This window comes from Candidatus Brocadiia bacterium, from assembly GCA_041658285.1.
Taxonomy (GTDB): Bacteria; Planctomycetota; MHYJ01; order JACQXL01; family JACQXL01; genus JBBAAP01.
Genome location: JBBAAP010000002.1, coordinates 341,847 through 365,710, shown reverse-complemented (window position 1 = coordinate 365,710; position 23,864 = coordinate 341,847). Strand labels below are relative to the sequence as shown.

Genomic DNA, 23,864 nt, shown 5'->3' with positions numbered 1-23,864 from the left:
TATATTGACTATTTCAGGACTCGATGGTAATTATATAAACATAAGGAGTTAATTATGAAAACAAGAACATTCCTGGCAGCTCTGGCGCTTGTGTCAATAGTTATGATACCATCGGTCTACGCCAAGGATAGCCCGGCCTGGCAGGCGGCTAAGACCGAATTCGCCAAGGACGCGGCCAATAACGACATTGCTAAACGCATCAACGCCACGGCCAACCTGGTCAAAGCCATTACGCCGGAGGTGGAACTGGACGCCGCCGGCCTGCTCATCACCCATATCATCAGCGAGATAGACCGCAATAAGTCCGGCAAGGAAGAGGACCGGGTCAGCCTCCGCGTTATCGAGACCTGCATCGAGCCGCTCAAAAGGGTGATCAACGACAAGGCCATTGCCTTGATTATCAAAAATGCGGCCAATACCTCCAACAACTGGCGAGCCAGGTTCTATGTCATCCGGGCCATGGGCGGCATCAATACCCCGGAGGTGATTAAAACCCTAGTGGGGCTGATAAGCGACAAGGAATCAGCCGTCCAGATTGCGGCCATCGAATCTCTGGGCGCCCTGAACAGCGCCGAGGGCGTCGATACCGTCTGCAAACTACTGGGCGAAAAGGGGTTTTGGGAGACCAAGTTGACCATGCTGGAATACCTGCGCCAGGCCAAGTCTCCGGCCAGCCTCAAACCGATAAAACTGTTCATCCGCGACCCTAATATCGACCCCCGGGTGCTGACCACTGCTCTGGAGGTCTTGGAAGAACTGACCCGTGACCTGCCGGCCGAAGGCGCTTCCGGCTCGGCCGACGTCGGCAATATGACCAAGTCCGTCATTCGGGGCGAGTATTACGGCATGAAGATACAGTCCAGCCGCATCGTTTTCATTATGGACGTTTCCGGCAGTATGGCCTGGATGGCCAAGGAGGAAAAAGGGGTTATTCAGGAATCGACAGACAACGAGCAGAAAAAGGTGACCACCGGACCGGAGGGCGATAATAAAAACCCCAACGAGACCAAGTCCAAGATGCCAGATGAGCTCAAGAAAAAGAAGCGAGATATCGACCTGCGCCCGGTCAAGACCAGGATAGATTCGGTCAAGAAGGAGCTGGTCAACGCCATATGCAACCTTGATTCCAGCGTCTACTTTTCGATACTGTTTTACAGCAGCGCTTTCAGCATCTGGAAGAACGAACTGGTGCCGGCTACCACCGAGAACAAGATGGCGGCCATAGCCATAGTTGAAAAGCAGTCGCCCGGCGGGCGGACCAACATCTACGACGTGCTCGAAGCGGCCTACCGGATTTCCGGCACCGCCGGCATGTCCAAGAGCGAAGCCAAAAGAGTGGCTACCGGCGGCGGCAAGGGCTCTCCGGTCGAAAGTATCGGCGGCGTTGATACCATATTCCTTTTGACCGACGGCAACCCCAACGAGGGCAAGATATTCGACGCCGCCGGTATCGTCGATTCGGTGCGCAAGTGGAACGAGTTTCGCAAGATAAAGATAAACACCATCGCCGTGGGCATAGTTGACGAGAGCAATCCCGACCCGATGACCCGGGGCGACCCGGCTAACACCTCGCTGATGAGCCAGATTGCCCAGGTTACCGGCGGCACCTTCGTGGATAAAACCAAGTAGGGCCTAACCCCGATAAGGTGTGTCCTAAACCTTAGAAATAACAAAAATGACGGGAAATGCATATTTTATGCTATTTCTAAGCCATAACCTCATTATGAAATGCCAGTGCCTACAGAATGTTGATTATAAGCCTGTGGATTATGACATATAAGGCTATAGCTTGGGGGTACTAGGGGGGTGGGGGTAGGGTATAGGGGGGTAAAAATGAATTAAGTGAAGAATTGGCGTATAAAGGAGCTGATTTCAGGAAAATGATGCCAGGGAATGGTTATAAAATAAAAGTTTGTTTGTACGGTGTCTGCTACCAGACCTATTGGACTTTACCACTAAAATCCATTTCTTATTTTGATCATATCTGATAATCTATTCTAGCAATTAAGTTAAATTGTTCATCTACGGATTGGATTTATTTATTTAATCCTTGACATTGTAGGATTTTTTGCAATAATACCGGTTTAATATTATGCAAATCAGCCGTCTTACGGAAAAGTGGTCCGGCAAGGTCAATGAAGTGACTCTGGGCGCTGCTTCGGCCAAGCCTGTTACCATAGGCGGGCAGACTACCATGCCTTTTATGTTTGAGGATGGCGATATGCCGCGCCGTCCGGTCATTGCCATGGAGGTATTGGACAGGATTCCGGATGATTGGAACCCGATTCTCAAGGACGCTTTCAAGGATGTGTCCGGCGACACGGCCAAATGGGCCAGGAAGTGCCAGGATGAATACAAGGCCGATATGGTCTGCCTGAGGCTTCTGGGCGGGCATCCGGAAAACGGCAACAAGCCGGTATCCGATATAGTCAATACGGTTAAAGCGGTCAGGGCGGCCATCAATATCCCGTTGATTATCTGGGGTTGCGGCAACGTGGACAAAGACAACCAGATTTTCCCGGCGGTCAGCCAGGCGCTGGCCGGTTCGCGCTGTCTGATGGGCACGGCTACCAAGGATAATTACAAGGTTCTGGCGGCTACCTGCCTGGCGGATGGTCATAACATCATCGCCGAGAGCCCGTTGGACATTAATATATGTAAGCAGGTCAATATGCTGTTGTCGGATATGGAGATTCCGACGGACCGGGTGGTGATATTCCCGACTACCGGCCCGATCGGCTACGGTTTTGAGTATTCGTATTCGATTATCGAGCGGACCCGGCTGGCAGCGCTGAGCGGCGACAAGACCATGGCTTACCCGATACTGGCCACGCTGGCTAACGAGGTCTGGAAGACCAAGGAGACCAAGGCGCCGGAGTCCGACAACCCGACCTGGGGTAAGCAGAAGGAGCGGGCCGTGGCCTGGGAGTCCATGACGGCGGCCGGTTTCCTGCTGGCCGGAGCTGATATCTTGGTGATGTATCATCCCGAGGCCGTGGCGCTGACACGCAAGTACATCGATACGATGGCGTCCCGGTAAACCCGATTGCCAAATCGGTTAGAAATTTTATATATGCGCAGATTGAGGCTCTGGATAAAGGCCGTCCGGGCGCCTTTTTTTACGGCGACCATCTGCCCGATTGTCCTGGGCGCGACCATCGGCTGGTATCAGACCGGACATTTCAACTGGATTTATTTCTGGCTGACCTTGATGGGTGGCATATTGATGCACACCGGCACCAACCTGACCAACGATTATTTTGACCATATTACCGGCAATGACTGGGTCAATAGAATAAAGACGCCGTTCAGCGGCGGCAGTCGGGTCATCCAGCAGGGCGAGATACCGGCCGGGCAGATACTGCTGGTGGCACTGGGCGCATTCGCGCTGGGCGGACTCATCGGCCTGTATTTGAATCATAACCTGGCCGGCAATATGATTCTGGCATTTGGGATTATCGGGGTGTTCCTGGGGTTTTTCTATACGGCCTTGCCGGTCAAGATAGGCTACCGCGGGTTTGGGCTGGGCGAGCTGGCCGTGGGCATCGGATTCGGGCCGGTGATGGTGCTGGGCGCTTATTACGTCCAGGCCGAGCAGATTACGGCTCAGGCGGTGTTTGCATCCATCCCGGTGGGCATACTGATTACGCTGGTGCTTTACATTAATGAGTTCCCGGATTATGCCGCGGATAAAAGCGTCAATAAGATGACACTGCCTGTTCATCTGGGCAAAAGGGCGGCATCGCGGCTTTACATTATAGTAGTCATTGCCAACTACATTTTGATTGTGGCCGGAGTGGTGTCGGGGATAATGCCGGCCTGGACGCTGGTGACATTGTTTACGCTGCCGGTGGCTATAAAGGCCATGCGCACGGTCCGGGTCCATTTTGACCGAATACAGGAATTATTGCCGGCCAACGGCGCCACGATTGTGCTGCATTTCAGCATTGGTTTGTTGCTGGCGGCCGGGTTTATTCTGGACAAATTAACCTAATATTCCGATATACAGGGAAAGAAGAAAGGAGACAGCTCGGGGGCATGCCGCAGAGATAAACGCGGTAGTCCCAGCCTGATTCTAATGGAGATAGCAAGAATAAAAGAGAAGGCAAAAGGATTGGGAATCAATATCCCGCAAAACGGGGTAACCAAGCAGGAATTAATAAGATTGATCCAGGCGTTGGAAGGGCACGATCAGTGTTTCAGGGCGCCCAAGAATGAATGCGCCAAAACCCAGTGCGTCTGGCGTGAAGACTGCGTGCCGGAATAATTAATCCTGGATGAATATGTTCCGATAATACGGTTCCATCTGGTTAGTTACATATTTCACAAACTAAGTTATCATAAGCGCGTTATGGCAATAAGAACAAAGATTAGGGGTAAGCCGAAGATGTTGTCCGACATCGAGATAGCCCAATCAGCCCGGAAGCGGCCGATTATCGATATCGTTCGGGAGCTGGGCATCAAGGATAAATATATCGAGCTCTACGGCCCGTATAAGGCCAAGGTGTCTTTGGATATACTGGGCGAATTGAAGAGCAAGCCGCTGGGCAAGTATATCGACGTCACGGCTATAACACCGACACCGCTGGGCGAGGGCAAGACGGTTACGACCATCGGGCTGTCAATGGCGCTTAACCGCATCGGCCGGAAGGCCATCACCTGCATCCGCCAGCCGTCGCTGGGGCCGGTATTCGGCATCAAAGGCGGCGCGGCCGGCGGTGGTTATTCACAGGTTCTGCCCATGGAGGATTTTAACCTGCACCTGACCGGAGACGTCCATGCCGTCAGTATTGCGCATAACTTGCTTTCGGCATTCATAGATAATCATCTGTTTCACGGCAACGAGCTAAAAATCAATCCGCGTAATATTTTCTGGCGCCGGGTGGTGGACGTGAGCGACCGGGCATTGAGGAATATCATCACTGGGCTGGGCGGCGAGGGCATCATCCGCGAAACGGGGTTTGACATTGCCGTGGCGTCGGAGGTCATGGCTATACTGGCGCTGGCTACGTCGCTTAAAGACCTGCGCCAACGCCTTGGACGGATAGTGGTAGCTATGACATCAAGCGGCAAGCCGGTTACTGCTGATGACTTGAAATGCGCCGGTTCGATGACCATGTTAATGAAAGACGCGTTGAAGCCCAACCTGCTCCAAACCATCGAGGGCACGGCTTGTTTTGTCCATGCTGGCCCGTTTGCCAATATCGCGCACGGGAATAATTCAGTCCTGGCTGATATGATGGCCATACGGCTGAGTGATTACGTCGTGACCGAGAGCGGTTTCGGCGCCGATATGGGCGCGGAGAAGTTCTTTAATATCAAGTGCCGGGTGAGCGGGCTGAAGCCCAGCTGTGCGGTGGTGGTGGCGTCGGTCCGGGCGCTGAAGATGCACGGTGGGGCCGGCAAGGTGGTGGCCGGTAGGCCGTTGCCGGCGGAGCTGGTCAAGGAAAACCTGCCGATATTGGAAAAGGGCTGCGGCAATCTGCAGAAGCATATCGAAAATATCAAACTCCATGGCGTGCCCGTGGTGGTGGCCATAAACAGGTTTACCCAGGATACGGATAGGGAGATAGAGCTGATTCGGCGGATTGCCAAATCGGCCGGGGCCGAGGACGCGGTGGTGTCCGAAGTCTGGGCGCAGGGCGGCGCCGGCGGCGTGGAGCTGGCCCGGGCTGTGGTTAAGGCCGCGGAAAGGCCATCCAGGTTTAAGTTTCTGTATGAGCTGGATTGGCCGATTAAAAAAAAGATAGAAACTATTGCTACCAGGATTTACGGGGCCAAAGATGTTAGGTATGATTCGCTGGCCAACCGCAAGATTAAGCTTTATACCGAACTTGGTTACGATAAAATGCCCATGTGCATGGCCAAAACACACCTGTCATTGTCGCACGACCCGGAACTGAAGGGGCTGCCGGTTGGTTTTACATTACCTATTAGGGATGTGCGGGCGTCGGTCGGGGCCGGGTTCCTCTATCCGCTTTGCGGCGAGATGCGCACCATGCCCGGATTGCCCAGCGTGCCGGCCGGGACGCGTTATGATATCACCGAAGATGGCAAAATACTGGGGCTGTTCTAAGAAATCAATTCTTTATCAGGCGGTGGGTCTTTTCCTTTTTTGTCAATTGCCGAGGCTGGCTGGTCATTTTTGTCCACTGTGACGATGCCGATAAACCCGAAGATGTCTTTAGTGGCTCGGCCCATGATACTATCGCTCATGATGTTATCAAGGAAATAGAGCATCGTTTTACTGCCCGGGTCGGTTACCAGCTTCATAAAAGGTATCAGGAAGAGGAATCTTCCGATTGACACGAACCAGAATACCCACTGGACGAAGTCTAGCGACAGAAACCTGAAGTTGGCCGGCACCATGTCAGCAATCCAGCCGATGAATATCTGCGGGAAAGCCACGGTTAGGCCGGTCATTACCGTATAGACCGCGTAATACATTTCTTTGTATTTATCAGGTGATGAGCCGAGCATCAATTTAAGCACGGCGATTTCCACGCCGGCCCACATGAAACCGCTGGAGATGCCATCTATGTAGATGAAGAAATTGAAATTGGCGTCGGAGATGACCCAGTATAGAGGATGGAATGCGCCGAAATAGATGGCCACCAGAATAATCGGCTTGTTGCCGTAACGGTCAATCAACTTGCCCCAGATAGGCAGGGCAATAACCCGGAATATCAAAGCTAGAAATCCATAAAGTTGGATCGTTGTGGCGCTCCACTTAATCTTATTAATCAGGAACGGCGTCCAGAACGGGCCGGAGATACCGTTGACGACGCTCCACAGGCACATCAATATGGTAAATGTCCGGAAGTTCTTGTCGGCCAGGGCTATTTTGGCATAGGTGAATATCGGGATTGGCTTGCGGACGACATCTTTTTTGACATAGGGCGGTTCCGGTTGGCGGAGCAGATATATTATGGATAATACGCCGGCGGCTGTTCCGAGCATAGAAAGAACGCCGAGCCTGACGAACTCGAATGTTTCTGCCCGGGACAGGAATTTTATGGTTGGGAGCAGGTTAATTATGAAGTCATTGACCGGCTTTGAGTAGTCATAATATAGTCCTCCGAGCAATCCGACAACGCTGACAATGGTGCAAACCATGGCCCGGCGGCTGAAATACCGCCCCCGTACCGGGGCCGGCACCAAATCGGCCATCCACGAGGTCCAGGGGATGCCGGACATGGCGCCATAAATACAGGCGACAAGATAGAGCCAGAAAAATATTTTCATAGAGACAGGTTTGATAAAGAAAAAGGGGATAAGAGGAATGAGGAACCAGCAAAACCGTACTACGACCACGGTGACAACTGTCAGCGGTTTTCGGTGAGGAAGGGATTGCAGCCAGTAAGCGATCAGCAGCTGGATTATCACGGCGAACGAGGGGATGGCGCCCATCAGGCCGTAGTGGATATTTGTGGCGCCCAAGGCGATAATATAATATGTAATGAAAAGACCGCCCACCAAGTTGCCGTGGATGGTGGCATAGGCGCCTTCCCAGATGGAGATATTCATTCCCCTGCGGCGGTCCGCCGAGGTTATTTCTTGTGTCATGTGACTAAGTCCTTGGTTGATAACAGACCATTATGGTTTATATCCAAAACGCGGGATAATAACATAACTAAAAAGTTTGACAACAAATTGATATAAGTGTAAATAGTATCGACAGATTTTTGAATGGGGGTGTAGCTCAGCTGGGAGAGCGTGTGAATGGCATTCACAAGGTCAGGGGTTCGATCCCCCTCACCTCCACCATTAAAATCGCATACCTTTGTCTGGGTTATTATCCTTGACAATCCGGCTTTATATAATTACATAGGCTTTTTATGTTCCCTAAATTGATTCGGATATGCTTGCTGGTATTTATTTTAGCCGGTTGCCGGACGACCCGGCTGTCTTATCCGGATGACCAGAATTTTCGGATGGCTGAAGCCAGTTTTCTAAAGGGCGAATACCAAATTGCGATAGATAATTATATTTTATTCATATCCGGACAGCCACTGTCCGTATATGTTTCTGAGGCATATTATCGTACTGGCATCAGCTATCTGGCGATGGATAACGTCAAGGAAGCTTTGCCTTATTTGAAGGAGTCTTTGAATCGGGCTAAATACACCGATTTGAGGACTCAGGTGCTGAATAGCCTCGGTTTTTTGTATTTTGTCCAGCAGAATTACGCGGAGGCAATAAAGCATTATGAGTTGGCGCTGAAAGGCAACAAGGCCATACTGCCGATAGCGGAGGTTTATTACAACACAGGGGTTTCTTTTATGCGCACCAACCATTGGCGCGAAGGTAGAAAATACATCCAGCTGGCCAAGGACGCGGCCGGCAAGAATGAGCGGATTATCAGCGAATCAGCTACCGAAAGGTTGTCGTTGCCGCCCGATACTTTTGTGGTCCAGCTGGGCAAGTTTGACAACAAGGATAACGCCCAAGCATACCAATCAGAAGTGCTTTCTGAAAAAGGGCTTAAAGTCACCGTTAATATTATTCTGATAGAAGGCAATGAATTTTTCTATCTATGGGCCGGGTCGTTTCCGACTTACCAGGAGGCCGTGGCCCGGGCTGAAGAAATCAGGGAATGCGGATTGGAAGCAGTAGTAATGCCATGACAGAGTTGATGAAGCAATATCTGGCAGTTAAGAAAAGTCATCCCAATGAAATACTGTTTTTCCGGCTGGGTGATTTCTACGAGATGTTTTTCGAAGACGCCAAGACGGCTGCCCGGATACTAGGGATTGCCTTAACGGCCCGGTTCAAGGACGATAAACGCGTGCCCATGGCCGGCGTGCCGTATCATTCAGCCACAAACTACATTAATCGTTTGCTTAAAGCCGGTTGCCGGGTGGCGATTTGCGAGCAGACCCAGCCGGCGGAGATGGCTGACGGTTTAGTAGAGCGGTCGGTAGTTAGGATTATCACGCCAGGCACATTGCTGGAAGAGGGATTGATTCAGGGCAAACAGCACAATTTTCTTTGTGCCATAAACGTGGATACCAAGGAACAGCTTGCCGGTATTGCCTGGACGGACCTTTCCACCGGCAGATTTATGGTCGCGGATTTACCCATGGCCAACCTGATAGACGAGTTGCGCCGGATAAACCCTTCGGAATGCCTGGTGCCTGAATACCTGGATTATCCAGATAATAGCAGTAGTTCCGGTAAAAATAACTCCTGGCTGGCGGCGATGAAGTTGGCTATCCCGACTTCTTTTACTTTAAGGCCGGCATGGGTATTCGAAAAAACTACGGCTTATAAGGCGCTGACAGAGCATTTCCAGACGGCCAATCTCAAGGGATTCGGATGTGATGAGCTGGGGATGGCTATTGGCTCGTCCGGCGCCATAATAGATTACCTGCATGACAATTACCCGGCTGATAAGGATTCGGCATTGAAACATATTATTAAAATGGAACCATACTCGTTGTCCGGCAGGCTTTATCTGGATTACGCCACCGTGGCTTCTTTGGAGTTGGTCGCGGCCGGCAGAACGAATGCTTTGGGTAAGAATGACGTTGAAGGTTCTTTGCTTGGGGTGCTGGATAAAACTTCGACGCCGATGGGCGTACGGTTGCTCAAGGAATGGGTAACGTCGCCGTTGGTGAATCCTGAAGAAATCATATTTCGACAAAATGGGGTTAAGGCGTTTATCAATAATGCCGGATTGCGCCAGGAGTGCATCAAGTATCTTAAATCGTCTATAGGCGGCTACGATATCGAGCGGTACACGGCAAGAATTGGTAGCGGCCGGGCCAATGGACGCGACCTGATAGCGCTGAAAGATACACTGACAGCCATACCGCAGTTGAAGAGTATGCTGGGACTCGAGAACGCCGGGATAATTTCTGGCATAGTAAAAAAACTTGATGAACTTCCAGAATTCCAGAAGCAGGTTAATGACGCGATAGCGGAGGAACCGCCCATAGAAATAACCGAGGGCGGAATTATTAAAGAGGGTTACAACGATGAATTAGATAAAATTCGGCATCTGGCCAGCGAAGGTAAAGGCTGGATTACTAAATTTCAGGAGGAAGAAATAAAACGGACCGGGATAAACTCGCTCAAGGTAGGCTATAATTCGGTTTTCGGATATTACATCGAGGTAACCAATGCGCACAGTCATAAGATTCCGGCCAACTACACCCGCAAGCAGACGATTAAGAACGCGGAGCGTTATATTACTTCCGAGTTGAAGGACTACGAGACGCAGGTTCTTAATGCTACTGAACGTGCGCGTAAAATGGAATACGAAATATTCGTTAATATAAGAAAATCTCTGGAAAAGTACATCGGTAATCTGCAGGAAATTGCCGGGTCGCTGGGATTGCTTGATGTGTTGCTTGACCTGGGCCAGGTGGCGGTGGAAGGTGACTATTGTTGTCCGGTTGTTAATAATGAATCAATAATAAAAATTACAGATGGCAGGCATCCGGTAATTGAACAGTTCGTGGCTGACAAATTCGTGCCTAATGATACCTTGCTTGATGACAAGAATAATAAGGTCTTGATTATTACCGGGCCCAATATGGCCGGGAAATCAACCTATATCAGGCAGGTGGCGCTGATAGTCCTTATGGCCCAGATGGGCGGTTTTGTGCCGGCCCGTAACGCGATTATAGGCGTGGCGGATCGGATATTCACCAGAATCGGTTCCGGTGATGAGATTGTCCGCGGGGCAAGCACATTTATGGTGGAAATGAACGAGACCGCCAACATACTTAATAACGCAACTGAACGTTCGCTGATTATTCTGGATGAGGTCGGTCGCGGCACCAGCACTTTCGACGGGCTTTCCATCAGCTGGGCGGTGACCGAACATATTCACGACCGTTTGATGAGCCGGACGCTTTTTGCCACCCATTACCACGAACTTACCGATTTAGCGTTGACATTGCCGGGGGTGAGAAATTATCATGTAGAGGTGAAGGAATGGGGTGAAAAGATAATTTTTATTCATAAAATACTGGAAGGCGGAACGGATAAAAGCTACGGAATCCAGGTGTCAAGGTTGGCTGGATTGCCCAGAGCGGTTATTGATCGAGCTAAAGAGGTTTTGAATGATTTAGAGAAACGCGACCTGAACACACCTGTTTCAAAGTCAAGCCTGCCTACGAACGCCAGGTCGAGGCGAAAGAATCAGTCCGGCACCGGCAAGGAAAAGGGCGTAAAACAACCTGATCTTTTCTAACCGGGCATCCCGAGAATCTTTAGATAAAGATTGCTAAAAAAGTTGACATAACTTTTCTGTTTGATATAATTGAAAATTTCGTCTATTGGCGTAAAATCCTATAGCTTATAGAAAGAAGTGTATAATGAAGGACGAAGCTCGCGGGAAAAAGAGGGTGATTCGCGGTGTCGTGGTGAGCGACCGTATGGATAAGACTATTACGGTGAGTAATGATTGGAGATTCCGCCATCCAAAATACGGTAAACTGATCAAGAAAGTCACAATCTTGAAGGCGCATAACGAAAAAAACGAAGCTAAGACCGGAGATGAGGTGGAAATAGTGGAAACCCGGCCTTTAAGCAAAACTAAGAGATGGCGACTTCTGAGCATTATAAAAAAAGGTAAAGTAGACAATACCTTGATAGAAGAAACAGCCAAAAAAGGCTAAGAATACAGGACGACGTTTATGATAATGATGAGAACAAAACTTAATTGCGCTGACAATACCGGCGCGAAGATAGTTAGTTGCATACAGGTGCTGGGCGGTAGCAAGCGTCGTTATGGGTATGTTGGCGATATTATTGTCGGAAACGTTAAGAAAATAGCGACTGCAGGCAATACTAAAAAAGGCGAAATAGTCCGCGGCGTGATTGTCCGAACTAAGCATCCAATTAGACGCCAGGATGGTACTTATGTGAGATTTGACACCAACGCCATGGTTTTATTGGATGCGGACAATAACCCTAAGGGCACTAGAATATTCGGCCCAGTGCCCAGAGAGCTCAGAAAGAGTTTTATGAAAATTATATCTCTGGCGACAGAGGTGGTTTAATATATGAATTTCAAAAAAGACGATACAATTAAGGTTATTTACGGCGATGACCGCGGCAAGCAGGGCAAGGTCATAAAGGTTTTTAGGGAAGACGGCAAGGTCCTTATCCAGGGTGTTAATATCCACTGGAAACATGTAAAAAGGGGTAAGGAGTATCCGCACGGCGCAAGGATACAGAAGGAGTTCCCTATCAGCGCCTCTAACGTAATGCTGATTTGCCCGACCTGTAACAAACCGACTCGCATTGGGTACGGAGTCAGCGAGGCCGGAATTAAAAACCGTGTCTGTAAAAAGTGTAAGAAACCTGTTTTTCAAGAGTAAATATAGTATATGGCCAGATTAATGGACCGTTACAAGAACGAAATCGTGCCCGCTCTAAAGGAGCAGCTTAAATGCGGCAATAGCCTGGCTGTGCCCAAAATAGAGAAGATAGTGGTTAGTATGGGTTTAGGCAAGGCGGTAGAGAACAAGGACCGGGTTGAAGCGGCCGTAAAGGATATGTCGATTATTACGGGCCAGAAACCGGTTGTTACCAAGGCCCGGATAAGCGTAGCTAATTTTAAACTGCGTAAAGGCGAATCGATAGGGTGCAAGGTCACTCTGCGTCACAAAATGATGTACGAGTTTTTGGATAGGTTAATCAGTATTGTTCTGCCCAGGCAACGCGATTTTCGGGGCATACCTAAAAAATCATTCGATAAGTTTGGCAATTACAATATGGGTATAAGCGAGCAGACGGTTTTTCCGGAAATAACACTGGATAACGTTCAGTTCCCTCAAGGGATGGATATTACCATAGTGATTAAGAGCCCTTCGGTTGAAGCGAGTTATTTATTGCTGAAAGCGCTGGGAATGCCTTTCAGAGATTAGATATTAGGATTGTCAGTTGTCAGTTTGAGCGGTAGCGAATTACTGCCAACTATAGTCGGCTGTGCTTCTGAGGCTTTATTTGCCTCTGGTATGAGGCGGAGAACTTCATAGGCAGCCGTAACTAAAGGAGTGTTTAGTTTGGCTACAAAAGCTTGGCGGTATAAACAGGCGCAGGAGCCTAAATTTAAAGTAAGGGCATATAATCGTTGTTTGCTCTGCGGCAGGCGCAGAGGCTATTACCGTAAATTTAAGATTTGTCGCATTTGTTTCCGCACCCTTGCTCTAGAAGGCAAGTTACCGGGCGTTAAAAAAGCCAGTTGGTAAGCATGGTTTCGGGATAATAAGGAGAATAATAATGAGTGTAAATGACCCAGTGGCCGATATGTTGACTCGTATCAGAAACGCGAAAATTAGAAACTTAGAAAGCGTCGATATGCCGTCTTCAAGCATGAAGAAGGCTATAGCCAAAGTGCTCAAAGAGAGCGGTTATATTTCTGATTTTAAGTTTGTGAGCGATAAAAAATCTGGTCTTTTGAAGATATATCTGAAATATTCGCCCGACGGCGAAAGCATGATAACAGAAATTGTGCGCGTTAGCAAGCCGGGCCGGCGTATTTATGCCGGAGTCAGCGAACTTCCTAAAGTTCTTGACGGCTTGGGTTTGAGCATAATTTCTACGCCCAAAGGAATCATGGGCGATAAAGAATGCCGCAAGTTGAATCTTGGCGGCGAGGTTCTTTGTAAGGTTTGGTAATTTATGTCAAAATTAGGTAAAAAACCAATCGTAATCCCGGATGGAGTCAAGCTGCTTTTTAGCAATAATAAGCTTAAAGCCGAGGGGCCCAAGGGTTCTATGGAACTATCCATACCTGCTAATATGAAGGCCAAAATAGATACTGACAAGAAAATAGTTTCCATGGAAGCCGAGTATAATATACCCCACGACAGGGTGATGCACGGCACGATAAGGAGCCTTGCAAATAACATGCTTATTGGCGTAAGTAAAGGTTACGAAAAGAAGCTTGATATTATTGGGACAGGTTACAACGTTAAGATACAGGGCAAAGAACTGATAATCAATATCGGTTTTTCCCACCCGGTAAAAATGATTGTGCCGGAAGGCATCAATATCACAGTTCCCAACCCCAACCAGGTGATTGTTCATGGGATAAGCAAGGAATTAGTCGGTTTATTTGCATCACAAATAAGATTTATTAAGGTTTCTGAGCCATATAACCTCAAGGGTATTAAATATACGGATGAAATTATCCGCCGCAAATCCGGTAAAACTTTTGTGTCCGGCACGGCGTAAAAAGAACGTGAAAATATGAAAGACCGTCAACAACAAAAATGGGCTAAAAGGGAAAGACGCCACATGCACGTCCGGAATTCCGTTATGGGAACGGCCGAGCGCCCGCGTCTGAGCGTGTACCGGAGCCTCAAGCATATTCATGCCCAGATTATAGACGATATAAAGGGACATACGTTAACCGCGGTTTCGACCCTTTCACCGGATATTAAAAAAGATGGTAAAAGCGGCGGTAATGTTGCGTCCGCAGCCGTAGTCGGTAAGATGCTGGCTGAAGTTGCTTTGAAGAAGGGCATACAGAAAGTGGTATTTGATAGGGGGGCATATCCTTATCACGGTCGCATTAAAGCATTAGCCGAAGCCGCCCGCAAGGCCGGACTTAAATTCTAATTTTGTCAAGGAGGCAACACAGGTGATAAACGACGAAAAACCGGTAGAAAATAAAGATCCCAAAGAAATAAAGACTGAACCAAAAACGGAGTCAAAGACAGAGCTGAAAGTGGAGGCAAAACCGGGGGCGAGGTCTTTCTCTGACAGGAACCAGCGTTCGTCCCGCGATTCGCATTCCCAAAAAAGGCCGTTCGGCGATAGCGGTGATGGTTTTGAGGAAATAGTTATTAAGATAAATCGTTGCTGCAAGGTAGTTAAAGGCGGAAAAAGATTCAGTTTTGCGGCTTTGGTCGCAGTTGGCGACAGAAAAACCCATGTGGGGTTTGGAAAGGGCAAGGCCAAAGAGGTACCCTTTGCGGTAAAGAAAGCGGTAAAGGATGCCAAGAAGAATCTTGTTTCAGTGCCCATGAAAGATACAACCATTCCCCATACGGTTAGTGCTAAATACTGCGCCAGCAGGGTTATTATAAGGCCGGCCTGTCGGGGAACGGGCATTATTGCCGGTTCAACCGTCAAGGCAATACTGGAACTGGCTGGAGTAAAGGACGTTTTATCTAAAATCATGGGCAGCACCAACCCGAACAACGTTGTTAAAGCAACGGTATTAGCGCTTAATCAACTCAAATCAATGGCCGACCGCAATAAGCTGCTTCAGGCAAAGGTATAAAATTTATGAATCTTACTCAATTAAAGCAGGGGATGGCTCGTTTACGGAAGAACCGGAAAAGAAGGGGGCGCGGTGATGCTTCGGGTCACGGTGGCACATCCACCCGCGGTAATAAGGGGCAGAAAGCCCGGGCTGGTTATACCAGACGCGATTACTTCGAAGGCGGACAGATGCCTTTAGTCCGTAAAACGCCCAAGAGGGGATTTAAGAATGTTCGTTTTGCCGATCAGGTGGCAATCATTAATATTGATAGCCTTAACATTTTTGATAACAACGAAACAGTTACCATAGAAAGACTTCAGAAAACCCGCCTTGTCAGAGGCGAATTTGATGTCATCAAGGTGCTGGGTAACGGTCAGCTGGAAAAAGAAGGCTTGATCGTTCATGCGCACCGATTCAGCGAGTCGGCCCGGAAAAAGATAGAGGATAAAAAAGGCAAAATAGTGCTATGCAAAGATTAAAAGAGATAATCACCAATATCTTTATGATCCCGGAACTAAGGCGCAGACTGCTGATTACTTTCGTGCTTCTGGGCGTATTCAGACTGGGTTTTTTTATACCTATCCCGGGTATTAATATTGAAGTGTTGCGGGAATGGATAAACCAACTTTCCCAGAGCGCCGGCCGGGTTTTTGCTTTTGCTACCCTGTTTTCCGGCGGCGCGCTTTCCAATATGTCTGTGTTCTCACTGGGTATCATGCCTTATATAACTTCATCCATTATGTTCTCGCTCTTGATAAAGGTTATTCCTAAACTGGAAGCCCTGGCCAAGGAAGGCCCTTCGGGCTACCGGAAAATCAGTCAGTATACCCGCTGGTTGGCTCTACCCATATCGATTTTCTGGTCTGTATTTATTGTGATTTATTTGCAGGGACAGACTATGAATAACCAGCAACTGATTCTGAATCCCGGCCTGTGGGTATTCGCTATCCCGACCGTGATAACTTTGAGCGCCGGGGCTATGTTTGTGATGTGGCTGGGTGAGCAGATTACCGAGTTTGGTCTTGGTAACGGTGCATCCATAATTATTATGGCCGGTATCGTAGCGCGCATGCCTTATGCCGTGTTTGAGATGTACCGCGAAACCAAGGGCGGCGACCTGACCGTAGACAAGCCGATTATTATTGTTTTGTTGTACCTGGCCGTTGTTGTGGGCATTGTTTATATGACTCAGGCCCAGCGGCGCATACCGATACAGTATTCCAAGCATATCCGGGGCCGGATGGTTTACGGCGGGCAGCGTCATTTTCTGCCTCTGCGCATTAACCAGGCCGGTGTTATGCCTGTGATATTCGCGTCGACCATGATGGTTCTGCCCGATATGATTGGCCGTTATTCCGGTTCCGACGTATTGAAACACGCTTTCTCCCGCGGTGAAAGCGGGTTCTGGTTTTCCGCTTTATACACCGTTTTAATATTCGCTTTTACTTATTTTTGGACAGCCCTGTATTTTAAGCCGGATGAGATGTCCGAGAATCTTAAAGAAGCCGGCAGTTTTGTGCCGGGCATCAGGCCGGGGCAGGAAACCGCGCTTTACCTGGAAGGCATTATGAATCGCATCGTTCTTCTGAGCGCGACGTTTCTGACCGTGATTGTGTTGTTGCCTAACTTGATATCATACGGACTCAAAGTTGACCGATTCATAACTTCGTTTTTGGGCGGAACAGGTATTCTTATTGTTGTAGGCGTAGGCCTTGATTTGATGCAAAAAGTAGAGTCGCACCTTATTCTCAGGGAATACGAAGGTTTCTTGAAAAAAGGACGGGTGCGGGGAAGGCGTTAATATGATATTCGTATTTATCGGTCCGCCCGGCTCGGGCAAAGGAACGCAGGCCGTGCTGATGTCCAAAAGATTAGGACTGGCCCATATTTCTACCGGAGATATGCTCCGTGAAGCGGTCAGCCAATCATCGGTTCTGGGGCTCAAGGCCAAGGCCTTTATGGACAAGGGCGAGCTGGTTCCGGACGAAGAAGTTATATCTATTATCAAGGCTCGAGTTTCTCAGGACGATTGCAAGAAAGGTTTTATCTTGGACGGGTATCCGCGCACCAGTATCCAGGCTAAATCGCTGGATAAAGCTATGGCCGAGATAGGCCGAGAGATAACTAAGGTTATTTCTATTGAGATGCCGGAAAAGGAGCTTGTGGTTCGTCTCTCCGGGCGCCGGGTTTGCCGGAATTGCCGCGAGAATTATAACCTTAATTTCTCACCGCCCAAGAACGTTAATAAATGCGATAAGTGCGGTGGCGAGATTTACCAGCGCGACGACGACAAGATTGAAACCATACAGAAACGGTTTAAGGTTTATACCGAACAAACCGCGACGTTGATTAACTATTATCAGGACCGTTTGATTAACATAGCCGGCAATGCGAAAGTAGAGACGGTTGAACAGGGGATTCACGATAAACTCAAACTTGCTCATTAATGATTAGATATAAGTCGGTTCGCGAAATCGAATTGATGCGTGAAGCCGGACGGATACTTGCGGGAACGATAGAGGAGATAAAAAAAGCGGTCGGCCCCGAAATCAAGACGATAGTTTTTGATCGGATAGCCGAGGATTATATCAAAAGCCATAACGCTCAGCCGGCATTCAAGGGATACCGGGGGTTCCCGGCTAATATCTGCGTGTCGGTCAATGAAGAGATCGTGCATGGCATCCCGGATGAGCGCAGGATTAAGGAAGGAGACATAGTTTCAATCGACATCGGCGTGGAATATAAAAACTACTACGCTGATGCCGCCGTGACGCTCGAAGTAGGGCGGGTTTCGCCGGCAGCCAGGAAGCTGGTTGAGGTGACCAGGCAGTCTCTGGAAAAGGCTGTTGCCGTAGTCAGGCCCGGCGCGAAACTGTCCGAGATATCGTCCGCTGTCCAGAGGTGCGCCGAAACCAACGGATTTTCGGTGGTGCGCGACCTGGTCGGCCACGGTGTCGGACAGGAACTCCACGAGGACCCGCAGATACCCAACTACATCGAGCCGGACGAAGGCCGCAAAGATATCATCCTTAAAAAGGGGATGACTCTGGCTATAGAGCCGATGCTAACCGAGAAGTCTTACGAGATAGAGACTTTATCCAATGGATGGACGGTGGTGACCAAGGATCGGAAGCTGTCGGCGCATTTTGAGCACACGGTGGCGGTAGTCGAAGGCGGCTGCCGGATTTTAACGGTGTTATAATTTATGCCCAAAGAGGAGCCCATTAGAACGGAAGGAATTGTCAAGGAGGTATTACCCAACGCCATGTTTCGGGTAGAGTTGAAAAACGGTCATACGCTACTGGCTCACGTTTCGGGCAGATTGCGTATGCATTTTATAAAGATAGTCTCCGGCGATCGGGTGACTATGGAGATATCACCGTACGATTTAAGTAAAGGCCGTATCGTTTATCGGGAAGGAAAAATACAATGAAAGTCAGAGCTTCAGTTAAGCGCATTTGCGAAAACTGCCAGATAGTTCGGCGCAAGGGCGTGGTGCGTATTATTTGCATCAACCCCCGCCACAAACAACGACAGAAATAACAGAAAAGGTTAAATTATGGCAAGAGTATCAGGTATCGAAATTCCGGCTAATAAGCGAATCGTTATCGCGCTGACCTACATATACGGGGTGGGCAGAAGCCGGGCCGAGGAAATCCTCAAAGAGGCCGGTATTGACGAAAGCATCCGCACCAAGAACCTGACCGAAGACCAGGTCAGCCGAATCAGCATAATTATCGATAAGCACTATATGGTCGAAGGCCGCCTCAGGCGCCAGATTATACAGAATATCCAGCGTCTTAAGGATATCGGTTCTTACCGCGGTCTCAGGCACCGGAAAGGCCTGCCGGTCAGGGGACAGCGGACCCGTTCCAATGCCCGCACCCGGAAAGGTCCGCGCAAGACCGTGGCCGTCCGAAAGACAGCGCTTGAAAAGACTTAATTTAAACTAAAAGGAGCAGATAATGGGAAATCAGCAAGAAAAGGTAATGGAGGGTGAACCCAAAAAGAAGGAGTCTAAACCGGAAAGCACGGCTCCGGCTAAGCAGCCTAAGAAGAAGAAAATCAAACAACAGGTGCCGAAGGCGATTGCGTTCATCAAGACCTCTTTCAATAATACGATAATTACCATCACCGACCTGCAGGGCGCCACCCTGTGCTCGGCATCAGCCGGCACGGTGGGGTTCAAAGGCTCGCGTAAGAGCACGCCATTTGCGGCCCAAAAAGCCGCCGTGGCCGCGGCCGAAAAAGCCCAGAAGTTCGGTGTCAGGGAAATAGACGTCAAGGTCAAAGGCCCGGGCGCCGGGCGCGAATCGGCTATCCGCTCGCTGGGTTCCACCGGTCTTAGGATTAATACCATTGAGGATATAACTCCTCTGCCGCATAACGGATGCCGGCCCCGGAAAAAGAGGAGAGTCTAATAAATTAAAGTCTGACAAGGAGTAAACATGGCTAGGATAATAGGACCAAAATGCAGGAAATGCCGAAGCGCAGGCGAAAAGATGTTCTACAAGGGCACCCGTTGCACCACTGTTCGGTGCACTATGGAGCGCAATCCGCAGCGGCCCGGCCAGCACGGGGCCAAGCGCCAGCGCTTGACCGATTACGGCATCCATCTAAGGGAAAAACAGAAGCTTAAGAAGATATACGGCTTGACCGACCGTGCATTTAGGAATTATTTCCTTGAAGCTCAGCGCATGACCGGCAATACCGGCGAAAATATGCTGATAATGATGGAAACCCGGCTGGATAACGTCGTGGCCAGTTGCGGCTGGGCGGCTTCCCGGCCCCAGGGCCGACAGCTTATCTGCCACCGACACGTGGCCGTCAACGGGCGTATTGTCAATATCCCTTCATACAGAGTTGAGGCCGGCGATTTGATTACCGTTTATAAACGGGCTAAAAGCCAGACCCTGGTCAAAGCTTATGTGGCCGAAACCAAAAAAGATGTTCTGCCCAATTGGGTTAAGCTGACGCCCGACCCGCTCCAGATACAGATTGTCCAGCTGCCCAAACGCGAAGATATAACCGTTCCGATTAACGAGCAGTTAGTCGTTGAATTTGCGACCAGATAGTGTAAGGCTCCCTTTTTAGGGAGAGGAGGAAGAAAAATGAGGGTTAAATGGCGTGAATTTGAATTACCCAATCGCATTGTACTTGATGACAAGACCAGGACCACCACCTACGGGTGCTTTGCCGCCGAGCCGTTCGAAAAAGGCATCGGCTACACTTTGGGCAACGGGTTGAGGCGAATACTGCTTTCGTCCATCGCCGGAGCCGCCGTCACTTCGGTGCGCATCAAAGGCGTGGAACACGAATTCGCCACCATCGAAGGTGTTGTCGAAGACGTCACCGACATTATCCTTAACCTCAAGAAGCTTTGCATCAGGCTTAATTCCAGCGAGCCGCGCAAACTCTTCCTGAACGTTACCAAGCAGGGCGAGGTCACCGCGGCCGACTTTACGCCTGACCCGACCATCGAAATCGTCAACCCCGAACTCCATATCGCCACGCTCAACGACGAAAAGACGCTGGAGATGGAACTGACCGTGAAAAAGGGCCGGGGCTATGTTCCGGCAGAGGAGCATATGGCCGCCGAATCACGGGAAGTGGGGCTCATTCCGATTGACGCCATATACACGCCGGTTACCCGGGTCAGCTATCGCATCGAAAACAGCCGGGTGGGCGGACGGACCGACTACGACAGGCTGGTTTTGGAAGTATGGACCAAGGGCACGGTTACCCCGGAAATGGCCATGGTCGAGGCCGCCAAGATTTACCGCAAGCATATCAATCCCTTTGTCCAGTACTATGATTTGGGCCGTGAAATCCCGCTGGACGAGGAAAAGGAAAAGGATAAGCGCAAACGCGATGAGTATCTGGCCGACCTCAAACGGAAACTGTCACTGCCCATCAGCGAACTGGACCTGTCGGTTCGGGCGACTAACTGCCTCAAGATTGAGAAGTTCAAGACCATAAAAGACCTGGTTTCCACCAACGAAGTACAGATGTTAGAAATCCATAACTTCGGCAAGACCTCGTTCAAAGAGGTTAAGAAGAAGATGGCCGAGATGGGCCTGTCGTTCGGTATGGATCTCAATACCATATTTGTCGAGAAAAAAGCCGAATAATAGTTCGGCAGTCCGTGAAGGATACTGCCGACTATACCAGGTAGTATACTTCCCGGTGGGTCTGCCTCTGGCATGACGCCACCGCTAAGAATGGCGCTTACTGCCAGAGTACGGAAAGATAGATACGATTATGATGCACGGAAAAAGATGGCGTAAATTAGGGCGAAAAGCCCATCACTACAGGATGCTCCAGCAGAACCTGGTCACGGCGCTGTTCAGGCACGAGCGCATTATCACCACCGACACCAAGGCCAAGGAGTTTCGGAGCGCGGCTGAAAAGCTTATTACCAGGGCCAAGGAATACAGCTTGCACAACTTCCGGCAGGTTCTGTCCATGCTCCAAAATGAGGAAATCACCAATAAGCTCTTCAAGGAAATCGCGCCCCGTTTCAAGGACCGTCCCGGCGGCTATACCCGGATAATCAAGCTGGGCGGCAGCCGTTTGGATATGAAGGGCGGCAAGAACCTGGGCAAATGGGCCGCCAACCGGCTCAAGGATAACGCCCCGCGCGTTATCTGGGAACTGGTCGAGAAGTCGGCAAAACCTGAGCCCAAGGACGAAAAGAAGACCAAAGCCAAAACGGACGTTAAGGACCAGAAGCCGGCCAAGGAAGCCAAGCCAAAAAAAGAGCATAAGGAAAAGGTCAAGGCAAAGGCCAAGGCTTAACCAATCGGTTGTTGGCAGCTAAAGTGGTTTAGCTTTAGGTATTTGGTTGATTTTCCATTTTCATCTTTGCATTTTAATTTATAGTTATGTCTGATTGCATCTTTTGCAAGATAGTTTCCGGCCAGTTGCCATCAACCAAGCTTTACGAAGACGCAGATGCCTTGGTCATAATGGACATCAACCCCATCGCCTCCGGTCACGCGTTACTGCTATCCAAAACGCACTATGTTACCCTGACTGACGCCCCGGCCGGCCATCTGGCCAGCCTGAGCGCGGTGTTGCTCAAGGTCGTGCCGGCCATACTCAAAGGCACCGGCGCTGAAGGGTTCAACATTATACAGAACAACCAGCGTTGCGCCGGCCAGCTGGTGCCGCACCTGCATTTCCATATCGTGCCCCGCAAAACCGACGACGGCATCCGCTTCAGCAGGCCGCCCAGCCCGGCCGCCAAAGCCGAAATCAATACCATGGCTGAAGCCATCAAAAAGCAGCTTATTTAACCACTGAGGACACTGAGAATTTACCACGAAAACACGAAACAATAAAAACACTAAATTTAGTGCCTTCTCGCTTTCGCGTCTTCGTGGTAAGATTGAAAACCAGTGTTCTTAGTGGTTAAACCTATCTTCTACAATTATATGACTTTTCTGAAAATTGACTTGATTTTTCAGTAATAATGTCACATAATATAGTCGGGGAGACGGGGGAGTCCTTCGCAGGGCCGCAGCCAGTCCCGCACTTATGCGGGGCAGGGCAACGAAAGCGAAAGGAGGGACGAAGTATGAAGGACTTCCTGATGAAACGTAACCGCAAGGGATTAAAAGGGTTCACGTTGATAGAGCTCCTGGTGGTCATCGGCATAATATTGATATTGGCTGGGATAACCGTTCCGATAATCGGAAAGGCTATCACCACGGCCCATAAACTGCGGTGCCAGAGCAACCTTAGGGCGTTGTACCACGGAATTTTTCTATACGATACAAACTTCCACGGGTATCCGCAGGGCGATGATTACCGGGGGGCCAAATTCTGGGGCGTGTTAAGGACGATGCCGTCGCCCGAAAGCTCCATCCTAATCGAGGAGCAGGGCTCAAAGGCGCACGGCTATTTTGTCTGTCCGCTGTCCGGGAGTGTTCCCGGTCCCGGTGTCTGCGACTATCGCGGGCCGGGTTACGACGCCGGCCAGCGCACCAAGGGCGCGACCGTGCTCGGCGCGGACAAGACCGATAACCACGACCCGGAAGGCAAGGGCGACATCAACATCCTGTTCTTCGGCGGGCAGATAGACAGCTATCGCCCCGACAGCCCCGAATGGGCCGATGCCGACAACAGGCTCCGGGATTGACCCGGGTAAATATGGCAAGGATTCCCCCCGTCTCTTAGTGGCAGTAGGAGTATACGACGTACTGCCAGAGCTCTTCAAAAGACTCAGGGTAAACTGTAGCCTCCTGCCCCTAGACCCCTGAGGGGTCTTGGGATAGGTTGTGAACGCAGTGCGCCATCTCACCATAGCGGGACAAGCCCGCAGGCTATCCCGCTTATAGGGACAAGAACCCTCACGGGTAAGGACTTAGATCCCTGAAGCCCCGCCCAAAGGCGGGACTTTACTTCGGTTACGCAAGACATCATTAATATGAGTTATATGGGCTTCCGTGAAGGGCTAAAGGCTTATAATAAGCCTATTTCCTGGCATCATTCTCCTAAAACCTGCCTTATTTTACTCTAAAACGAATATAACGCATATTCAGAGGGGGGGGAGATACCTACCCCCTCCCCCCTTAATCCCTAATACCTGTATCGAAAACCGGGATAGGGTATATCGAAAATCGGGATT

At 49.8% G+C, this 23,864-nt stretch carries 30 protein-coding genes and 1 tRNA gene; 30 read left to right on the top strand and 1 reads right to left on the bottom strand.

From position 1 onward, the window contains the following. The first annotated feature begins 54 nt into the window (after positions 1-54). The 5 genes from WC980_03600 (at position 55) to WC980_03580 (ending at position 6,076) form a co-directional block, all read left to right on the top strand. The gene (locus WC980_03600; protein MFA5794134.1) at positions 55-1,629 is read left to right on the top strand and encodes a HEAT repeat domain-containing protein; all 1,575 of its coding nucleotides are present in this window, start codon (positions 55-57) and stop codon (positions 1,627-1,629) included. Positions 1,630-2,092: 463 nt separating this feature from the next. Beyond that, complete coding sequence (locus tag WC980_03595) at positions 2,093-3,040, top strand: acetyl-CoA decarbonylase/synthase complex subunit delta (GenBank protein ID MFA5794133.1); 948 nt, start codon at positions 2,093-2,095, stop codon at positions 3,038-3,040. A gap of 33 nt (positions 3,041-3,073) precedes the next feature. Further along, entirely contained in the window at positions 3,074-3,994 is a 921-nt protein-coding gene (gene menA / locus WC980_03590) for a 1,4-dihydroxy-2-naphthoate octaprenyltransferase (protein ID MFA5794132.1), read from the top strand. An 84-nt stretch (positions 3,995-4,078) separates the two neighbouring features. Beyond that, entirely contained in the window at positions 4,079-4,267 is a 189-nt protein-coding gene (locus WC980_03585; protein ID MFA5794131.1) for an SAP domain-containing protein, read from the top strand. Between the two features lie 120 nt (positions 4,268-4,387). Beyond that, a complete protein-coding gene (locus WC980_03580) occupies positions 4,388-6,076 on the top strand; it encodes a formate--tetrahydrofolate ligase (GenBank protein MFA5794130.1) in 1,689 nt (562 codons plus the stop codon). Here WC980_03580 and WC980_03575 read toward each other — a convergent pair. Continuing rightward, positions 6,073-7,566, bottom strand: coding sequence for an MFS transporter (locus WC980_03575; protein MFA5794129.1), 1,494 nt, complete (start codon positions 7,564-7,566; stop codon positions 6,073-6,075). The two genes, WC980_03580 and WC980_03575, sit on opposite strands and share 4 nt — an antisense overlap. A 125-nt stretch (positions 7,567-7,691) precedes the next feature. Between WC980_03575 and WC980_03570 the strand changes: the two genes are divergently transcribed. The 25 genes from WC980_03570 to WC980_03450 all read left to right on the top strand — a co-directional run bounded on the left by WC980_03570 (position 7,692) and on the right by WC980_03450 (position 23,375). Beyond that, positions 7,692-7,767: transfer RNA gene (locus WC980_03570), tRNA-Ala, on the top strand. Positions 7,768-7,838: 71 nt separating this feature from the next. Then, positions 7,839-8,627 carry a tetratricopeptide repeat protein gene (locus WC980_03565; protein ID MFA5794128.1) on the top strand — a complete coding sequence of 263 codons (789 nt, stop codon included), beginning with the start codon at positions 7,839-7,841 and terminating at the stop codon, positions 8,625-8,627. Beyond that, the gene (gene mutS / locus WC980_03560) at positions 8,624-11,203 is read left to right on the top strand and encodes a DNA mismatch repair protein MutS (GenBank protein MFA5794127.1); all 2,580 of its coding nucleotides are present in this window, start codon (positions 8,624-8,626) and stop codon (positions 11,201-11,203) included. Before WC980_03565 ends, mutS begins: the two co-directional genes overlap by 4 nt. A gap of 124 nt (positions 11,204-11,327) precedes the next feature. Next, complete coding sequence (gene rpsQ / locus WC980_03555; GenBank protein ID MFA5794126.1) at positions 11,328-11,630, top strand: 30S ribosomal protein S17; 303 nt, start codon at positions 11,328-11,330, stop codon at positions 11,628-11,630. A gap of 18 nt (positions 11,631-11,648) precedes the next feature. Beyond that, entirely contained in the window at positions 11,649-12,014 is a 366-nt protein-coding gene (rplN, locus tag WC980_03550) for a 50S ribosomal protein L14 (GenBank protein ID MFA5794125.1), read from the top strand. A 3-nt stretch (positions 12,015-12,017) separates the two neighbouring features. Then, positions 12,018-12,335, top strand: a complete 318-nt coding sequence (gene rplX, locus WC980_03545) for a 50S ribosomal protein L24 (GenBank protein ID MFA5794124.1) — start codon at positions 12,018-12,020, stop codon at positions 12,333-12,335. Positions 12,336-12,344: 9 nt separating this feature from the next. Beyond that, complete coding sequence (gene rplE, locus WC980_03540; protein ID MFA5794123.1) at positions 12,345-12,884, top strand: 50S ribosomal protein L5; 540 nt, start codon at positions 12,345-12,347, stop codon at positions 12,882-12,884. A 138-nt stretch (positions 12,885-13,022) separates the two neighbouring features. After that, positions 13,023-13,208, top strand: a complete 186-nt coding sequence (locus WC980_03535; GenBank protein MFA5794122.1) for a type Z 30S ribosomal protein S14 — start codon at positions 13,023-13,025, stop codon at positions 13,206-13,208. Positions 13,209-13,239: 31 nt separating this feature from the next. After that, positions 13,240-13,638 carry a 30S ribosomal protein S8 gene (gene rpsH / locus WC980_03530; protein MFA5794121.1) on the top strand — a complete coding sequence of 133 codons (399 nt, stop codon included), beginning with the start codon at positions 13,240-13,242 and terminating at the stop codon, positions 13,636-13,638. 3 nt (positions 13,639-13,641) lie between these two features. Beyond that, entirely contained in the window at positions 13,642-14,196 is a 555-nt protein-coding gene (rplF, locus tag WC980_03525) for a 50S ribosomal protein L6 (GenBank protein MFA5794120.1), read from the top strand. Positions 14,197-14,211: 15 nt separating this feature from the next. Then, complete coding sequence (gene rplR / locus WC980_03520) at positions 14,212-14,583, top strand: 50S ribosomal protein L18 (protein ID MFA5794119.1); 372 nt, start codon at positions 14,212-14,214, stop codon at positions 14,581-14,583. Positions 14,584-14,803: 220 nt separating this feature from the next. Then, positions 14,804-15,250 (top strand): 30S ribosomal protein S5, encoded by a 447-nt coding sequence (gene rpsE / locus WC980_03515; GenBank protein MFA5794118.1) that lies wholly within the window; start codon positions 14,804-14,806, stop codon positions 15,248-15,250. A gap of 5 nt (positions 15,251-15,255) precedes the next feature. Beyond that, positions 15,256-15,711, top strand: a complete 456-nt coding sequence (gene rplO / locus WC980_03510) for a 50S ribosomal protein L15 (GenBank protein ID MFA5794117.1) — start codon at positions 15,256-15,258, stop codon at positions 15,709-15,711. After that, positions 15,699-17,033 (top strand): preprotein translocase subunit SecY, encoded by a 1,335-nt coding sequence (gene secY, locus WC980_03505; protein MFA5794116.1) that lies wholly within the window; start codon positions 15,699-15,701, stop codon positions 17,031-17,033. The genes rplO and secY overlap by 13 nt, the downstream gene beginning before the upstream one ends. Position 17,034: 1 nt before the next feature. Further along, complete coding sequence (locus WC980_03500; protein MFA5794115.1) at positions 17,035-17,679, top strand: adenylate kinase; 645 nt, start codon at positions 17,035-17,037, stop codon at positions 17,677-17,679. Next, positions 17,679-18,434: a type I methionyl aminopeptidase gene (gene map / locus WC980_03495; protein MFA5794114.1), complete on the top strand. Its 756-nt coding sequence runs from the start codon at positions 17,679-17,681 to the stop codon at positions 18,432-18,434. Before WC980_03500 ends, map begins: the two co-directional genes overlap by 1 nt. A 3-nt stretch (positions 18,435-18,437) precedes the next feature. Then, positions 18,438-18,665, top strand: a complete 228-nt coding sequence (gene infA, locus WC980_03490) for a translation initiation factor IF-1 (GenBank protein ID MFA5794113.1) — start codon at positions 18,438-18,440, stop codon at positions 18,663-18,665. Then, complete coding sequence (gene rpmJ, locus WC980_03485) at positions 18,662-18,775, top strand: 50S ribosomal protein L36 (protein ID MFA5794112.1); 114 nt, start codon at positions 18,662-18,664, stop codon at positions 18,773-18,775. The genes infA and rpmJ overlap by 4 nt, the downstream gene beginning before the upstream one ends. Before the next feature lie 16 nt (positions 18,776-18,791). Then, positions 18,792-19,175, top strand: coding sequence for a 30S ribosomal protein S13 (gene rpsM / locus WC980_03480; protein ID MFA5794111.1), 384 nt, complete (start codon positions 18,792-18,794; stop codon positions 19,173-19,175). A 46-nt stretch (positions 19,176-19,221) separates the two neighbouring features. Beyond that, positions 19,222-19,653 carry a 30S ribosomal protein S11 gene (gene rpsK, locus WC980_03475; protein ID MFA5794110.1) on the top strand — a complete coding sequence of 144 codons (432 nt, stop codon included), beginning with the start codon at positions 19,222-19,224 and terminating at the stop codon, positions 19,651-19,653. 27 nt (positions 19,654-19,680) lie between these two features. Then, positions 19,681-20,307: a 30S ribosomal protein S4 gene (rpsD, locus tag WC980_03470; protein MFA5794109.1), complete on the top strand. Its 627-nt coding sequence runs from the start codon at positions 19,681-19,683 to the stop codon at positions 20,305-20,307. A gap of 36 nt (positions 20,308-20,343) precedes the next feature. Continuing rightward, on the top strand, positions 20,344-21,363 hold the full coding sequence (locus tag WC980_03465; GenBank protein ID MFA5794108.1) for a DNA-directed RNA polymerase subunit alpha: 1,020 nt from the start codon (positions 20,344-20,346) through the stop codon (positions 21,361-21,363). A 130-nt stretch (positions 21,364-21,493) separates the two neighbouring features. After that, positions 21,494-22,030, top strand: a complete 537-nt coding sequence (rplQ, locus tag WC980_03460; protein MFA5794107.1) for a 50S ribosomal protein L17 — start codon at positions 21,494-21,496, stop codon at positions 22,028-22,030. Positions 22,031-22,116: 86 nt separating this feature from the next. Beyond that, complete coding sequence (locus WC980_03455) at positions 22,117-22,530, top strand: HIT domain-containing protein (protein MFA5794106.1); 414 nt, start codon at positions 22,117-22,119, stop codon at positions 22,528-22,530. Positions 22,531-22,811: 281 nt separating this feature from the next. After that, positions 22,812-23,375, top strand: coding sequence for a prepilin-type N-terminal cleavage/methylation domain-containing protein (locus WC980_03450; protein MFA5794105.1), 564 nt, complete (start codon positions 22,812-22,814; stop codon positions 23,373-23,375). Positions 23,376-23,864: the final 489 nt, after the last annotated feature.

What these genes read in the sequence shown, in the direction of transcription:
- WC980_03600 (MFA5794134.1), top strand. Translation starts at nt 55, where the DNA reads ATGAAAACAAGAACATTCCTGGCAGCTCTGGCGCTTGTGTCAATAGTT.
- WC980_03500 (MFA5794115.1), top strand. Translation starts at nt 17,035, where the DNA reads ATGATATTCGTATTTATCGGTCCGCCCGGCTCGGGCAAAGGAACGCAG.
- menA (MFA5794132.1), top strand. Translation starts at nt 3,074, where the DNA reads ATGCGCAGATTGAGGCTCTGGATAAAGGCCGTCCGGGCGCCTTTTTTT.
- rpmJ (MFA5794112.1), top strand. Translation starts at nt 18,662, where the DNA reads ATGAAAGTCAGAGCTTCAGTTAAGCGCATTTGCGAAAACTGCCAGATA.
- rplF (MFA5794120.1), top strand. Translation starts at nt 13,642, where the DNA reads ATGTCAAAATTAGGTAAAAAACCAATCGTAATCCCGGATGGAGTCAAG.
- WC980_03595 (MFA5794133.1), top strand. Translation starts at nt 2,093, where the DNA reads ATGCAAATCAGCCGTCTTACGGAAAAGTGGTCCGGCAAGGTCAATGAA.
- mutS (MFA5794127.1), top strand. Translation starts at nt 8,624, where the DNA reads ATGACAGAGTTGATGAAGCAATATCTGGCAGTTAAGAAAAGTCATCCC.
- rpsK (MFA5794110.1), top strand. Translation starts at nt 19,222, where the DNA reads ATGGAGGGTGAACCCAAAAAGAAGGAGTCTAAACCGGAAAGCACGGCT.
- WC980_03455 (MFA5794106.1), top strand. Translation starts at nt 22,117, where the DNA reads ATGTCTGATTGCATCTTTTGCAAGATAGTTTCCGGCCAGTTGCCATCA.
- rplN (MFA5794125.1), top strand. Translation starts at nt 11,649, where the DNA reads ATGATAATGATGAGAACAAAACTTAATTGCGCTGACAATACCGGCGCG.
- WC980_03585 (MFA5794131.1), top strand. Translation starts at nt 4,079, where the DNA reads ATGGAGATAGCAAGAATAAAAGAGAAGGCAAAAGGATTGGGAATCAAT.
- WC980_03565 (MFA5794128.1), top strand. Translation starts at nt 7,839, where the DNA reads ATGTTCCCTAAATTGATTCGGATATGCTTGCTGGTATTTATTTTAGCC.
- WC980_03575 (MFA5794129.1), bottom strand. Translation starts at nt 7,566, where the DNA reads ATGACACAAGAAATAACCTCGGCGGACCGCCGCAGGGGAATGAATATC.
- rplR (MFA5794119.1), top strand. Translation starts at nt 14,212, where the DNA reads ATGAAAGACCGTCAACAACAAAAATGGGCTAAAAGGGAAAGACGCCAC.
- rpsD (MFA5794109.1), top strand. Translation starts at nt 19,681, where the DNA reads ATGGCTAGGATAATAGGACCAAAATGCAGGAAATGCCGAAGCGCAGGC.
- WC980_03580 (MFA5794130.1), top strand. Translation starts at nt 4,388, where the DNA reads ATGTTGTCCGACATCGAGATAGCCCAATCAGCCCGGAAGCGGCCGATT.
- map (MFA5794114.1), top strand. Translation starts at nt 17,679, where the DNA reads ATGATTAGATATAAGTCGGTTCGCGAAATCGAATTGATGCGTGAAGCC.
- rplX (MFA5794124.1), top strand. Translation starts at nt 12,018, where the DNA reads ATGAATTTCAAAAAAGACGATACAATTAAGGTTATTTACGGCGATGAC.
- rplQ (MFA5794107.1), top strand. Translation starts at nt 21,494, where the DNA reads ATGATGCACGGAAAAAGATGGCGTAAATTAGGGCGAAAAGCCCATCAC.
- rplE (MFA5794123.1), top strand. Translation starts at nt 12,345, where the DNA reads ATGGCCAGATTAATGGACCGTTACAAGAACGAAATCGTGCCCGCTCTA.
- rpsQ (MFA5794126.1), top strand. Translation starts at nt 11,328, where the DNA reads ATGAAGGACGAAGCTCGCGGGAAAAAGAGGGTGATTCGCGGTGTCGTG.
- WC980_03465 (MFA5794108.1), top strand. Translation starts at nt 20,344, where the DNA reads ATGAGGGTTAAATGGCGTGAATTTGAATTACCCAATCGCATTGTACTT.
- rplO (MFA5794117.1), top strand. Translation starts at nt 15,256, where the DNA reads ATGAATCTTACTCAATTAAAGCAGGGGATGGCTCGTTTACGGAAGAAC.
- infA (MFA5794113.1), top strand. Translation starts at nt 18,438, where the DNA reads ATGCCCAAAGAGGAGCCCATTAGAACGGAAGGAATTGTCAAGGAGGTA.
- secY (MFA5794116.1), top strand. Translation starts at nt 15,699, where the DNA reads ATGCAAAGATTAAAAGAGATAATCACCAATATCTTTATGATCCCGGAA.
- rpsH (MFA5794121.1), top strand. Translation starts at nt 13,240, where the DNA reads ATGAGTGTAAATGACCCAGTGGCCGATATGTTGACTCGTATCAGAAAC.
- rpsM (MFA5794111.1), top strand. Translation starts at nt 18,792, where the DNA reads ATGGCAAGAGTATCAGGTATCGAAATTCCGGCTAATAAGCGAATCGTT.
- WC980_03450 (MFA5794105.1), top strand. Translation starts at nt 22,812, where the DNA reads ATGAAGGACTTCCTGATGAAACGTAACCGCAAGGGATTAAAAGGGTTC.